Origin of the sequence: Paraplanobispora takensis (assembly GCF_016863195.1) — a bacterium.
Lineage (GTDB): Bacteria > Actinomycetota > Actinomycetes > Streptosporangiales > Streptosporangiaceae > Planobispora > Planobispora takensis.
Genome location: NZ_BOOK01000009.1, coordinates 1 through 13,783, shown reverse-complemented (window position 1 = coordinate 13,783; position 13,783 = coordinate 1). Strand labels below are relative to the sequence as shown.

The 13,783-nt window shown below is 72.8% G+C and carries 11 protein-coding genes; 5 read left to right on the top strand and 6 right to left on the bottom strand.

The window, feature by feature from the left end:
- Positions 1-154 precede the first annotated feature (154 nt).
- Positions 155-2,266: a M6 family metalloprotease domain-containing protein gene (locus Pta02_RS07575; protein ID WP_239129818.1), complete on the bottom strand. Its 2,112-nt coding sequence runs from the start codon at positions 2,264-2,266 to the stop codon at positions 155-157.
- Positions 2,267-2,416: 150 nt separating this feature from the next.
- Here Pta02_RS07575 and Pta02_RS07570 point away from each other — a divergent pair, with 150 nt between their 5' ends.
- Positions 2,417-3,496 carry an amidohydrolase family protein gene (locus Pta02_RS07570; protein WP_203873975.1) on the top strand — a complete coding sequence of 360 codons (1,080 nt, stop codon included), beginning with the start codon at positions 2,417-2,419 and terminating at the stop codon, positions 3,494-3,496.
- A gap of 77 nt (positions 3,497-3,573) precedes the next feature.
- Here Pta02_RS07570 and Pta02_RS07565 read toward each other — a convergent pair whose 3' ends face one another.
- The gene (locus Pta02_RS07565; protein WP_203873974.1) at positions 3,574-5,079 is read right to left on the bottom strand and encodes an alpha/beta hydrolase family protein; all 1,506 of its coding nucleotides are present in this window, start codon (positions 5,077-5,079) and stop codon (positions 3,574-3,576) included.
- A 78-nt stretch (positions 5,080-5,157) separates the two neighbouring features.
- On the opposite strand from Pta02_RS07565, the gene Pta02_RS07560 reads away from it, so the two are divergent.
- Complete coding sequence (locus tag Pta02_RS07560) at positions 5,158-5,721, top strand: ArsR/SmtB family transcription factor (RefSeq protein WP_203873973.1); 564 nt, start codon at positions 5,158-5,160, stop codon at positions 5,719-5,721.
- Between the two features lie 35 nt (positions 5,722-5,756).
- Here the strand turns inward: Pta02_RS07560 and Pta02_RS07555 are convergent, their stop codons facing one another.
- Positions 5,757-6,947, bottom strand: coding sequence for an FAD-dependent oxidoreductase (locus Pta02_RS07555; RefSeq protein WP_203873972.1), 1,191 nt, complete (start codon positions 6,945-6,947; stop codon positions 5,757-5,759).
- A 51-nt stretch (positions 6,948-6,998) separates the two neighbouring features.
- On the opposite strand from Pta02_RS07555, the gene Pta02_RS07550 reads away from it, so the two are divergent.
- Positions 6,999-7,568: a PadR family transcriptional regulator gene (locus tag Pta02_RS07550; protein ID WP_239129815.1), complete on the top strand. Its 570-nt coding sequence runs from the start codon at positions 6,999-7,001 to the stop codon at positions 7,566-7,568.
- 175 nt (positions 7,569-7,743) lie between these two features.
- Positions 7,744-9,282, top strand: a complete 1,539-nt coding sequence (locus Pta02_RS07545; RefSeq protein WP_203873971.1) for a gamma-glutamyltransferase family protein — start codon at positions 7,744-7,746, stop codon at positions 9,280-9,282.
- A 46-nt stretch (positions 9,283-9,328) separates the two neighbouring features.
- On the opposite strand, the gene Pta02_RS07540 is transcribed toward Pta02_RS07545, so the two are convergent.
- Together Pta02_RS07540 and Pta02_RS07535 are read right to left on the bottom strand one after the other, a co-directional pair.
- A complete protein-coding gene (locus Pta02_RS07540) occupies positions 9,329-9,982 on the bottom strand; it encodes an HAD family hydrolase (RefSeq protein WP_239129821.1) in 654 nt (217 codons plus the stop codon).
- A 33-nt stretch (positions 9,983-10,015) separates the two neighbouring features.
- Positions 10,016-10,840, bottom strand: a complete 825-nt coding sequence (locus Pta02_RS07535) for a MerR family transcriptional regulator (RefSeq protein ID WP_203873970.1) — start codon at positions 10,838-10,840, stop codon at positions 10,016-10,018.
- 68 nt (positions 10,841-10,908) lie between these two features.
- On the opposite strand from Pta02_RS07535, the gene Pta02_RS07530 reads away from it, so the two are divergent.
- Entirely contained in the window at positions 10,909-13,308 is a 2,400-nt protein-coding gene (locus Pta02_RS07530; protein ID WP_203873969.1) for an ATP-binding cassette domain-containing protein, read from the top strand.
- A 74-nt stretch (positions 13,309-13,382) separates the two neighbouring features.
- On the opposite strand, the gene Pta02_RS07525 is transcribed toward Pta02_RS07530, so the two are convergent.
- Positions 13,383-13,783, bottom strand: a 401-nt coding sequence (locus tag Pta02_RS07525) for a hypothetical protein (protein ID WP_203873968.1), incomplete at its 5' end; no start/stop codon positions are given.

Below are 13,783 nucleotides of genomic sequence, written 5' to 3'. Positions count from 1 at the left end.
TGCGGCCGGCCGGTGACGTGACCGCACACGGCGGGGTGCGGCCGGCCGGTGACGTGACCGCACACGGCGGGGTGCGGCCGGCCGGTGACGTGACGGCCCGTCGCGGGGTACGGCGCCGCGCTCGCCGTACCCCGCCGGCCTGTCCGCGCTCCGGCTACAGGCCGGTCACGAGGCAGGTCGCCCTGGCCGTCTTCGACGGGTCGCTCTCGGAGACCGCGGTCAGCGTGACCTTGGCCAGTCTGCTGCCGCCCTGGGCCCGCTGGGCGTGGACGGCGGCCGAGGTGTGCTTGCCCGCCGCGGCGGTCGCGAGCCGGTTGGGCAGGGTGACCGTCCAGCCGCGCCCGTCGACGGTCGCCGACAGCCGGTAGACGTCGTTGTTCAGGTAGGCGCCGACGTCCTCGGGGTGCTGTCCCTGGGCGGGAGCCGTCCTGCCGGTGTTGAACAGCGGGAAGCCGCAGGTCGAGTAGCCCTTGCCGGACGGGATGCCGGCCGCCGGGAGCAGCCGCACGCCGCGCCTGGCCGGTCCGGCGCCGTCCAGGGAGCGGACCGCGACCGTGTAGGACAGCGTGCCCTTGCGGTCGCGGTGCACGTCGAGCACGTAGAAGTGCAGGCGGTTGGCCTCGTCGACGTACTCGAACTCGCTGCCCGAGTCGGTGCCCGCGTGGAACAGCGCGTCGGAGAGCTGGCGGTAGTCGCCGATCGTGATCGGCACGGCGGTGCCGTCCGGCAGGACGTAGTCGGTCATCCCGATGTCCTGCGGGTTGGCGTCGATCACCCACTCGAACGGCGCCCGGTCCTGGTTCTTGGTCTTGGCCAGCAGCACGCCGGAGTCCGGGGTGAAGGAGTCGGCGCCCATCCGGTCCACGACCTCGACGGTGTAGTTCTCGTAGCCGCCGCCGTCGCAGAACGGATCGGTGGCCACGTCGCAGGCCGGGCTCCTGTCACCGGTGTCGAAGGCGATGTTGATCCCCGACAGGCCGTTCTCGCCCGGCTGGACCACGCGGGCGGTCACCCTGGCGACGACCAGGCCGGACTCGTCGAGCGCCTCGCGCGACAGGCGCAGGACGTTCTTCTCGTCGACCATCTCCAGCTTGATCTTGTTGCGGAGCATGTGCTGGGCACCCATCGAGGCGCCCGCGGTGGGCGGGATCAGCCAGCGGCTGTGCGGGCCGCCGGGACCGTTGAAGGTGCCCCGGCTGAGCATCTCCCAGATGCCGGAGTAGGCCCGCCGCGGCGGGACCCCGAACGGGTTGTTGTAGTTGTCGCCGATGCCCAGGATGTGGCTGAGCTCGTGGGCGTAGACGCTCTGGCCCGAGCTCTCGGCCTGGACGGAGGAGCCGCCGCCGGCGTTGGGCCAGATGGAGGAGGCCGAGGCCCAGGAGGTCCACTCGACGTAGCGGGTCCTGGCCCAGTTGGGCAGGGCCGGGTCCGGCGGGCCGAAGTCGTCGGTCACCGCCTCCTTCGTCGGGAACTTCATCGGCCCGAACTCCTGCCAGGTCGCCGACTCGTCCTGACCGGCGCTCAGGTAGAAGACGAAGTCGAACCCGGCCGGGACGTCCGGTCCCACCTCGGCGATCCACGCCGCGCGCCCGTCGGTCCGCAGGTTCTTGTCGCAGACGTCCCCGGCCGGGCAGCCGGTGCCCGCCTGGAACTCCATCGCGTACTCATGGGACTTGCCGGGCATCCGGTACGGCCCGAAGGCGGTCAGGTCGACGCCGTAGCGCCCGCCGGAATCCTCCATCCAGTACTCGTGGATGGTGTGCCCGCGGTTGAGCTGGTTCGGGGTGTTGAGGAAGTCCTTGTAGAACTGGGCGACCTGCTCGCGCGGGATGTCGTGGGCCTCGGCACTGGGGTTGCCGAAGACCGTCGACCCCCTGGGCCGAGTGACCGCGAACGGCTGGTTGGGATAGTCGAGCAGGACCAGAGCGCCGCGGAAGGTGCGCTTGGACCCCTGGGCCGCCGGGTCGGCCCAGTTCGTGCCCGGCGGCTTGACGTAGTCTGCCCACGTCATGTGGTCGGGGTTCTTCCAGTTCTGCGGATCGATGGGGGCGGGCCCGCCCGGGCGGGCGCGCAGGGCGGCCTCGGGGGCGTCCCGTTGCCACGGCTGCCGCTGCGGCCAGTGGTCCAGGCGCCACGGATGCTCGGGAGCCGGAGGCGGCGAAGGGTCGGGGGTCGGATCGGCGGACGCGGGGGTGGTGGCGAAGCCGAGAGGAAGCAGGATCACTGCTGCGATCAGCGCCTTCGCCAAACTGGGGGGTTTGATCACGATTAATGACGCTATAGAGCTATCTCAGGCAGATCAACAGTCCCTGGCGAAACAGATGATCGGGCCATCCATCACCCTTCGCGGGTGTTTGAGAAGTCGATACGGGTGCCTTTAATCTCAGCAGGGAACGATCAGACGGGAGTGCCGCCCATGCCCATGCACGCCGGCCGGAACCTCGGCACGCGTGCGCCCTCCGCGGTGACGGTGCACAGCGCTCCGCTGGTCCTGCCGGTCTCCATGCCTCCCGTCGAGGACGGTGCGATCGTCGTACGGGGAGATCGGGTGGTCGGGGTCGGGCCCCGCGAGGAGATCGAGGCCGCCTATCACGACGCCGAGCCGGTGCGCTGGCCCGGCGTGATCGTGCCGGGGCTCGTCGACGCGCACGTCCGGCTCGACCGGGACCTCGCCTCCGCGCACGTCCACGGCGTCACCGCGGTCGCGGGCGTGGCCGCCGACCTGGAGGCCGCCTCCGTCGTCGGCGAGCTCGGCCTGGGCGGGGTGACCTACCTGGAGACCCGCTGCCCGGACGAGGCCCGCTGGGAGGCCGACGAGCGCGACCGGCTCATCACCGCCATCCGCGAGGTGGACCACCCGGGGATCGTCGGCATCGCCGCGCACTCCCCCGATCCGGCGGTCATGGAGGACCTGGCCATCCTGTCGCGGACGTTCGGCCTGCGGCTCCTGGTCGAGCTCGGCCGCCGCACCGCCGCGTTCCTCGACGAGGTGGGCTCCCTGGGCGACGGCACGCACGTGGCGCCCTCCGGGCCGCTCGACGAGGCCGACCGCAAGCTCCTGCGCGTCCGCGGCACGGTGGCGGCCATCTCCTCGCCGTTCGCCGCCGAAGGGCTGCTCGGCGGCGAGAACGCCATCGCGGTCGGCACCCGGACCGGCGGCGATCCGCTGGCCACCGCCCGCGCTTTCGCCCGCGACCCCGCCGTCGACCGCCTCCTGGTGGAGGCCCTGACCCTCGGCGGGGCCAGAGCCCTGGGCCTGGACGAAGGACCCGGCAGGCTGGGCTGCCTGGAGCCGGGCAGCCGGGCGGACTTCGCCGTCTTCGCCGTCGAGGCCGACGCGGCGGGCGCCTGCACCGCTCTGATCCACGAGGGCCCGGGACGGTGCCTGGCCACCTTCGGCGGCGGCCGTCCGGTCTGGCACCGCATGCTGCTCGGGATCGGCGGCACGGATCCCGGCGCGGCGGAGACCGCCACGACCGACGCCGCCACCGGCTGACCGCCCGCGCGGTACGGCCGGGCGCACGCGCCGCCTCCGGTCCCGGCCCCGCACCGCCCGCGCCCCGCGCCGTCGGGTCACGGCAGCAGCAGACCCCAGTAGAGGGCCCACGGGACGAACACCGCCCCGCCGGCGAGCAGGAGACCGAGCCGTACCCGTTCTCCCCGCTCTCCCGGCCGTGCGGGATCCGCGGAGCCGCGGGAGCGGTACCAGGCCGACGCGGTGAGGACCGTGGCCGCCACGCAGGTCACCGCCAGGACCTGCAGCGCCAGCCAGATCAGCGGGCGTCCGGCCGCCACGGGACCGGGAGCGGCCAGCTTGGCGCCGGTCGTCAGCACGTAGAACAGATAGCAGAACAATCCGAGCACCGCCGCCGCGCCCGTGGCGGCGAGCAGCCGCGCGGCCCGGGTGACCGGCCGCCGCGAACGGCCGCGAAGGCGCCGGACCAGCGCGACCAGCGGATAGGCGGCGAACGCCACCGCGAACAGCACCAGGGCCGCCAGCTGCACCGGCGCGGACTCCCAGCGGGCGGCGGGCCCCATCGGCACGGTCGCCGAGTCCTGCACCGGAGCCGGCCCCGACGTCCCGGCCACCGGCGTCCGGCCCGCCGTGACGTCGCGGACCCAGGAACCGACCAGGTCGGCGTAGCCGGGGGCGAGCTCCGGCAGGCGGGTGACGCCGCCGTCCGGGCTCAGGTGGGCGGCGTGGTCGGCGCCGGGGAAGAAGTGGAACGTGTAGCGCCGGTTCCCGCCCTTCTCCAGTGCCCGGGCCACGAGCGGCGGGTTCTCTGCCGGCGGGGTGAGGAGGTCGTGGACGCCCCAGACGCCCAGCACCGGCTGGCGCACCGCGGCCAGGGTCGGCCCGGGGTCGTGGTAGGGCTCGGGGAACAGGCCGCCGTCGGCGATCAGGCGGTACATGGCGGGCTCGGCCCGCTCGACCAGTGAACCCGACACCCCCGCCTTGCGCAGCCCCGCGGCCACGGCCCAGGTCTGCTGCCGCAGCGGCGGCATGCCGTTGGCGCCCACGAGCACGACGAAGGCGATGTCCGCCGAACGGGACGCCGCGATCGGCGCCACCCAGCCGCCCTCGCTGAACCCCCAGATGCCGACCCCGGCCGGATCCACCCCCGGCCGGGAGCGGAGCGCGGCCACGGCCCCGAGCGCGTCGTCGGCCAGTTGCGGATAGGACCGCCGGAAGAGGGAGTAGCCCTCGGAGCGCTTGTCGTAGATCAGCACGGACAGCCCCTGCCGGGCGAACGCGACGGCCTCCTCCCTCAGTTTCGTGCGGGAGACGCCGGCGCCCGAGCCGTGGACCAGGACGATGCCCGGCCGTCCGGGCCCGCCCTCCACCGGGGCCTTCGCCGGAGAGAGAACCGTGCCGCGCATCGCGAGCCCGCCGCCGCCACGGAAGCTCACCTCCTCGGCGGCCAGGTCGGCCGGTACGGCGAGCACGGGCCCGGCCTCCGCCGCGGACGGCGGAGACGGGGCCGGAGACGAGGCGGCGGACGCCGATGCGGGCGCGGCCGTGGTGAGCAGGCACAGGGCGAGCGCCGTGGCCTGAAGGATCCGGAGAGGTCGTCGCATGTGCCGAAACTACTCTGCAGAGACTTATCGGCAAACGTTTGTCTGCAGATATCCTTCTGCAGGACTAGGCTGATCCTCATGAAGGATGACGAGCCGTTCCTCCTGGACGACCCCGCCAGACTCAAGGCGCTGGCCCATCCCATGCGCCGGCTGATCCTGCGCCACCTCAACGTGCACGGCCCGGCGACCTCGACGACGATCGGCGAGCTGCTCGACGCCAAGACCGGCACGACCAGCTATCACCTGCGCCAGCTGGAGAAGTACGGCTTCGTCGAGGAGATCCCCGAGCGCTCCGCCGGGCGGGAACGCTGGTGGCGCAAGGCCGGCGGCCCCCGGGACCTGCGCCTGCCCACACCCGACCAGCTCGCCCCTGAAGATCGCCCCGTGCTGGCCGAGTTCCACCGGATCAGCCTGCAGGAGGACCGCGAGCTGCTGGAACGCCTTCCCGCCTCCTACGCGCGCGACCCGAGCTGGGTCAAGGTCTCGCGCGGCTTGAGGCGGATGACGAAGGCGGAGTTCGAGGAGTTCTTCGAGGCCTACATGGCGCTGCTGCACAAGTACGGCTATCAGGGCGACGAAGCCCCGTCCGACGCGCGTCCGATGTACATCCGCCTGTTCACCCTCCCCGCCGACGAGGAGTGACCGCTCCGGCCGCCGGAGCCCGGCGGGCGCCGCGGTCAGGCCGGGCGGGAGACCGCGCCCACCCGCTCGTCCCAGGCGATGCGGTAGTCGTGCATCCAGCCCAGCGTGTTCTTCCTCTCCACCCACCTCATGAACGCCGGCATCATGAGGTCGCGCACGAAGGCGCCGGCGGGGCCGGGGGCCTTGCCGTCCCCGCTGCGCTTGCCGTGGGCCACGATCCGCTCCACCCGGTCCCGCCGCAGCCGCTCGTAGGCGGTGAACGCCTCGCCGGTGCCGGGGACGTCGCGCAGGCACCTGGCCAGCACCACCGCGTCCTCGATCGCCATGGACGCGCCCTGCCCCGACGAGGGCGAGGTGGCGTGCGCGGCGTCGCCCAGGATCACCATGCGCTCGTTGGACCAGGTCGGCACGGTCGGGAAGTCATAGGTGCCCCAGCCGGGCGGGATGTGCTCGGTGGCGGCGATGATGTCGGACATCGGCCCGGTGTCGCCGGCGAACAGTTCCATCAGCCTGGCCCGCCACCGCTCCGGAGTGATCGCCGCGAGCTCCTCCCGGGCCGGCTCCCTGCGGCTGGGCGGGTTGGCGAACCACCACACCTCCCCGTCGTCCGGGTGGATCAGATAGCCGAAGAAGCACCTGCGGCCGAAGACGAAGTGGTACGTGCCCGGCTCGCCCGGGACCGTGACCCCGCGCGCGAAGCCGCCGGTGTTGAGCAGGCCGACGTACCGGGCACGGGGCGCGGCGGGATCGATGATCGTGCGGGTGCGCGAGCGCAGCCCGTCGGCGCCGATCAGCAGGTCGCCCTCGGCGGTGCTCCCGTCGGCGAAGACCGCCCGCACGCCGCCCGGGGTCGTCGAGGCGTCGTCGAGGCGCCTGCCGTAGTGGACGCGCACGCCGCGCCGCAGGGCCTCGTCACGGAGCACCCGGTAGAGGTCGGCGCGCCTGACCGTGCGGCCGGGCTGCCGGATGGAGGCCAGCCGCCTGCCGCGGCCGTTGCTCATCTCCATGCGCGGCGAGTCCACGCCCAGGTCGCACACCGGATCGCGCAGGCCGAGCAGGTCCAGGGCCGCGAGCCCGTTGTCCGCGAGCGTGAGGAAGACGCCGACGCCGTCGGAGCCGTGGCCGTGGGCCTCGTAGATCTCACTGTCGACGCCCGCGCGCTGCAGGGCCATGGCCGTCACCGGACCGGCGATGCCCCCGCCGACGATCAGAGCTTTCTTGGTCATCTAATGACTATACATATTATGACTAAATTGCGGCAAGCCTACGATGAGCCCATGTCGACGAGGCGCTCTCCGCTGGCCATGGCCCTGCTCTCCCTGGTCGCCGAGGAGCCCGTGCACGCCTACCGGATGCAGCAGCTGATCAAGGAACGGCACAAGGACGACGTGGTCAACGTCGCGCAGCGCAACAGCGTCTACCAGACGATCGACCGGCTGCTCCGCGACGGGCTCATCACGGTCCGCGAGACCTCGCGCGAGGAGAACCGCCCGGAGCGGACCGTCTACGAGCTCACCGACGTCGGCCGACAGACGCTCATGCAGTGGATGCGGACGATGCTGTCCACCCCGGCCAGGGAGTTCCCCGAGTTCCCCGCCGCCCTGGCCTTCCTGCCGGTGCTGCCCCCCGGGGAGGCGGCCGCCGCGGTCGAGGAGCGCCTGGCCTCCCTCCGGGAACGGCTGGCCGCACTGGAGACCGAGATCGCCCGGACCGGGACGTTCCTGGACCGTGTCTTCCTCGTGGAGTCCGAGTACCAGCGGACCGTCCTGCGGGCCGAGATCGACTACGTCCGCGGGCTCGCCGGCGATCTGCGAAGCGGCGTGCTGACCTGGGACTACCGCCTCTGACGGCACGCACCTCCGCCGCCCTCACCCGGGACCACCGCCTCTGACGGCGCGCGCCCCGCCGCTCTCACCCGGGACCACCGCCTCTGACGGCGCGCGCCCCGCCGCTCTCACCGGCGCTGCCCGCAACGCCGTACCGGGACGTGGCGCTTTTCCGCCCGGTCGTACGCTCTTGAACATGCACAACACTCGATACGCGCGTTCCGGCATGGTCTGCACGGTCGACCACCTGGCCTCCCGTGCCGGGGTCGCGATGCTGGAGCGCGGCGGGTCGGCCGCCGACGCGGCGATCGCGGCCAACGCCGTACTGGCGGTGACGGCCCCGCACATGTGCGGGCTGGGCGGGGACCTGTTCGCGCTGGTGCACGACGGCTCCGGCGCGCCCGCGGCGCTCAACGCCTCCGGCCGGGCGGGGTCGGGCGCCGACCCGGAGCGGCTGCGGGCCGAGGGGCACACGCGCATGCCGTTCCACCACGACCTCCGCTCGGCCCCCGTGCCGGGCTGCGCCGACGGGTGGCTCGCCCTGCACGGCCGCTACGGCAGACTGCCGATCGCCGAGGTGCTGGCCCCGGCGATCGGCCTGGCCACCGACGGTTTCCCCGCCTCACCGTTGCTGGCGCCCGCCCTTGCGACGGTCGGCCCGCTGTGCGAGGACTTCGCCTCCGCGCGCTCGGCCGGCGACCTGATCCGGCGGCCGGGGGTGGCCCGGTCCCTGAAGGCGCTGACCGGCGGGCGCGACGGCTTCTACCTCGGCGAGTTCGGGGAGGGGCTGGTCGCCGCGGGCGGCGGCGAGTACACCGAGGACGACCTGGCCGGGGAGAGCGCCGAGTGGGTGGACCCGCTGCGGATGCGGCTCTTCGGGCACGACGTGTGGACGATGCCGCCCAACTCCCAGGGCTACCTGATGCTGCTGGGCCTGGCCGTCGCCGAGGGCCTCGACCTGCCCGCCGACCCGGCCGACCCGCTCTGGGCCCACCTGCTGGCCGAGTCCGCGCGGGTCGCCGGGCACGACCGGCCGGAGGTGCTCTACGACGGCGCGTCCGTCGCCGGGGTCCTGGACTCGGCCGCCGGGCGCCGGGCCCTGATCGACCCCGCGCGGCGGATCTCGGTGCGCGACCTGACCTCCCCCGGCGACACCACCTACCTGTGCGCGGTGGACGGCGAGGGCATGGGCGTCTCCCTGATCCAGTCCAACGCCGCCGGGTTCGGCAGCCTGGTCTTCGAACCGCGTACCGGCATCAACCTGCACAACCGGGGAATCGGCTTCTCCCTCGTACCGGGCCACCCCGCGGAGTACGGCCCCGGAAGGCGTCCCCCGCACACCCTGGTCCCGGGGCTGATCACCCACCCGGACGACTCGCTCCGCTCGGTGGTGGGCACCATGGGCGGCGACGCACAGCCGCAGATCCTGATGCAGGTCATCACCCGCCTGCTCCTGCACGGACAGGACCCGGGCCGGGCCGTCGGCACCGCCCGCTGGCGGCTGGCCTCCGGCGGCACCGGCTTCGACACCTGGGTCGACCCCGACCGGGCCGTGGTCGAGGTGGAGGAGGGCGGCCCGTGGGCCGAGGGCCTCGCCGGGCGCGGGCACCCCGTCGGCTCCCTGCCGTACGGCTCCGCCTTCGGTCACGCCCACCTGATCGACGTGCTCCCCTCCGGCGTCCTGGCCGGAGCCGCCGACCCCCGCTCCCTCATCGGGGCCGCCCTCGGCCTCTGACGCTCTCACCTCCCCGCCTGCCGTACGGCGAGGCGGGGGGCGGCGGTCAGCGGCGCCCGAGTGCGGCGACCAGGCCGGGGAAACCGTCCACGACGTGGTCGGCCAGCCGGCCCGCCTCGGGACGGGCGGCGTGGAGGTAGCCCCAGGGGCCGCGGCGGATCAGGGCGGTCCGCATGCCCGCGCGCCGGGCCGGGAGCACGTCGTTGTCGAGGCGGTCGCCCACGTAGAGGATCTCCCCGGCCTCGCGGCCGGACACCGCCACGACCTCGGCGAAGAACGCGGGGTCGGGCTTGGCGACGCCCCAGCCGTCGGAGGTGTAGACGGCGTCCACCGGCAGGTCCATGGCGGTCAGCGCGTCGTAGGCCTGCGGTGGCTGGTTGCCCGCGATGATCAACTCGTAGCCGAGGTCGCGGAGCGCGGCCAGGCCGGGCCGTACGTCGGGGTAGAGGTCGTCGGCGTCGAAGTTCACCCGGAGCCCCTCGGGGTCGTCGCGCTTCCACGCCTCCTGCTCGGCCTCGACGTCGAAGCCGGGCCGGATGAGCTCGAAGGCCTCGGCGAAGGACCGGTCGAGCGCGGCCATGCCGCCGAGCACGCCGAGCATGGTGAACCGGGTGACGCCGAGCCGGTCCGCCCAGCGCGACCAGATCCGCGTCTCGTCGATCAGGGTCTCCCCCACGTCGAACACCACCGCCCGGACCACGGCACCCTCCCCTTCGCTCAGGACCACCGAATCCTATTCATCCGGCCGGGTGACCTCGTCCCCCGCCGCGGCCGGAACGCCGGGGACGGCCCCCAGAGCCACCAGGTGCCGGTGGAGCAGGCTCGCGCCTTCGAGCATGGCGGCCGCCCGCTCGACCAGCTCCGCCTGCCGCTGCGCGATGGCCGCGCGCAGCGCGTCGCTGCCGCCGGTACGGCGCAGGCCCTCGAGGATGAGCCTGATGACGGCCAGGGGGTAGCGGCTGCGGCGCAGCAGCTGGATCATCCGCGCGTCCCGGACGTCGGCGGGGTCGAAGCGGCGGTATCCCGTGATCGCCTCACGCCCGGGGGTCAGCAGCCCGGCCGACTCCCACAGCCGCAGGGCCGAGGTGCGCACGCCCAGATAGGCGGCCACCTCTCCGATGCGCATGCCCTGCCGCGGCACATCCGCGGCCTCCGGCGCCTGCTCCGCGACCGCCTCCAGCGCCTCGCCCGCCGCCCGCAGGGAGATCCGCTGCTCGTGCAGCGCGGCGTGGCCGGCGTCCATGAGCGTGAGCGCCTGAGGCAGGTCCCCGGCGTGGACGGACTGCATGATCGATCGGGCGGTGTGCAGGCCGTACCCCCGTTCGAGCGCCCGGCAGGCCAGCAGGGCCCGGCGGTGGCGGGCGTCGAACCTGCGATAGCCGGAGGGGGTCCGCGGAACCGGGGGCAGGACGCCCATCTCGGCGTAGTTGCGGATCTGCTGGGTCGACAGGCCCACCAGGCGGGCCAGGTCGACGGGGCGCAGCCCGGCCGGCGCGCGTCCCTCCGGCGCGTCCGGCAGGGCGCGGGCTTCCCCGGTGAGTTGAAGGTTGTGCTCCATTTCCTGTGATTATCCCGCACTGTCGGCGTAAAAGTCTTCATCAGCAGTTCAATGGCAGACTTGAAGGCATGAATCCCGGACACGGTTCAGGAGCATCCACACCTCAAGTTTCCCCGGAAGGGAACGGCCGCCTGCCGGAAGGCGGCGCCGCACCGGCCCATCACGACGACGGCGCCCGCCCCCGCGGCGGCGCGCGCGGAACCGATCACACCGCCGCCGACAGTCACGACCACATCCAGGTCCGCGGAGCGCGGGAGAACAACCTCACCGGGATCTCCCTCGACATCCCCAAGCGGCGGCTCAGCGTCTTCACCGGGGTCTCCGGCTCCGGCAAGTCCTCTCTCGTCTTCGACACGATCGCCGCCGAGTCGCGGCGACTGATCAACGAGACCTACACGGCGTTCATCCAGGGGTTCATGCCGTCCCTCAACCGGCCGGACGTGGACGCGCTGCACAACCTGAGCGCGGCGATCATCGTCGACCAGGAGCGGATGGGCGCCAACGCCCGCTCGACCGTGGGCACCGCCACCGACACCTACACGATGCTGCGGATCGTGTTCAGCCGGCTCGCCACCCCGTACGTCGGCCCGGCCTTCGCCTTCAGCTTCAACACCCCGCAGGGCATGTGCCCGGCCTGCGAGGGGCTCGGCAAGGTCACCGACATCGACACCGGCGAGCTGGTCGACCGTGAGCTGTCCCTGAACGAGGGCGCCATCAAGGTGCCCGGGTTCGGGGTGGACACCTGGTACTGGCAGATCATGGCGAACTCGGGCTTCTACGACCCGGCGGTCAAGCTGAAGGACTTCACCGCGCAGCAGTGGGAGGACTTCCTGCACAAACCCGCCGTCAAGGTCAGGGTCGGCTCGAACAACTTCACCTACGAGGGGCTGGTCGTCAAGGTCCGGCGCCAGTACCTCGGCAAGGACCGCGAGTCGATGAAGGGGCAGGCGCGCGAGTTCGCCGACCGGGCGGTCAAGCTCGTCGGCTGCCCCGACTGCGGCGGTACGCGCCTGAACGAGGCGGTGCGCTCGGCGAAGATCGACGGCCTCACCATCGCCGACTGCTCGGCCATGCAGATCAACGACCTGGCCGAGTTCCTGCGGAAGATCCACACCCCCGCCGTCGGGCCGGTCATCCAGGGCCTGCAGTCGACGCTGGACTCGCTGGTGGAGATCGGCCTGGGCTACCTCAGCCTGGACCGGGAGTCCGGCACGCTCTCGGGCGGCGAGGCCCAGCGGGTGAAGATGGTCCGGCACCTCAACTCCAGCCTGACCGACGTCACCTACGTCTTCGACGAGCCGACCGCCGGGCTGCACCCGCACGACATCCAGCGGATGAACGGCCTGCTGCTGCAGCTGCGCGACAAGGGCAACACCGTGCTCGTCGTGGAGCACAAGCCGGAGATGATCGAGATCGCCGACCACGTGGTCGACCTCGGTCCCGGCGCCGGCGCCGCGGGCGGCCGGCTCTGCTACACCGGCGACCTGGAGGGGTTGCGCGCCTCCGGCACCCTGACCGGCCGCTATCTCGACCACCGGGTCGGGCTGCGCGAGGGGTTCCGCGCCCCCTCCGGGCACCTGCCGATCAGGGGGGCCACGCTGCACAACCTGCGCGGTGTCGACGTCGACATCCCGCTCGGCGTGCTGACCGTGGTCACCGGGGTCGCCGGATCCGGCAAGAGCTCGCTCATCCACGGCTACGTCGCCGGCCGGGAGGGCGTGGTGGTGGCCGACCAGTCGCCGATCCGCGGCTCGCGCCGGAGCAACCCGGCCACCTACACCGGTCTGCTCGACCCGATCCGTACGGCCTTCGCCAAGGCCAACAAGGTCAAGCCGGCGCTGTTCAGCGCGAACTCCGAGGGCGCCTGCCCGGCCTGCAAGGGCATCGGGCTCATCTACACCGACCTGGCGATGATGGCCGGGGTGGCGACGGTGTGCGAGGAGTGCGAGGGCAGGCGGTTCACCCCCGAGGTGCTGTCGTACACGCTGCGCGGCAAGAACATCAGCGAGGTGCTGGAGATGCCGGTCGCCGAGGCGGCCGAGTTCTTCCCCACCGGCCCCGCGCAGGCCGTCCTGGACCGCCTGTCGTCGGTGGGCCTGGGCTATCTGGGGCTGGGCCAGCCGCTCACCACCCTGTCCGGGGGCGAGCGGCAACGCCTGAAGCTGGCGGTCAACATGGCCAGGAACGGCACCACGTACGTCCTGGACGAGCCGACGACCGGCCTGCACCTGGCCGACGTCGACCACCTGCTGGGCCTGCTGGACCGGCTGGTCGACACCGGCAACACGGTCATCGTCATCGAGCACCACCAGGCGGTGATGGCCCACGCGGACTGGATCATCGACCTCGGCCCGGGCGCCGGTCACGACGGCGGCCAGGTCGTCTTCTCCGGCACCCCCGCCGACCTCGTCGACGCCGGCACGTCCCTGACGGCGATCCACCTGCGCGACTACGTCGACCGGTCGTAGGGTCCGGTGTGCCCCGGTCACGTGGGTGGGTGACCGGGGCGTGCCGTACGGCCTGCGCCGGTCTGTGGTGGGGGTCAGCGGATGTTGACGGGGCGGTAGGCGCGGAACTGGGTGCCGGGCTTCAGGCCGTGGGTGACGATGCGGTGGTCGGTGCCGTAGCCGGCGCGTTGCTGGTAGGCCCAGTAGGCGGTGTGTCCGGCGTCGGTCCAGCGGTCGAAGATGACCACCATGCGGGCGGTGTTGGTGCCGATCGGGTCGATGACCAGGTCGCCTTGGAGCAGTTGGGTCATGGGGATCGGTTTGGTGTAGGCGGGTTTGGCCAGATCCACCGTGATGGGGCCGGGTTTGGTCAGGCCCAGGGCCATGGAGGCATATCCCGAGCCGTCGGTGCGATAGCCGTCCCGGGTCTTGGTCTGGCTGTAGGGCACCCGCTGGGCGGTGGCCGGACCCCAGCTCCTGGCCCGCGCGACCACCT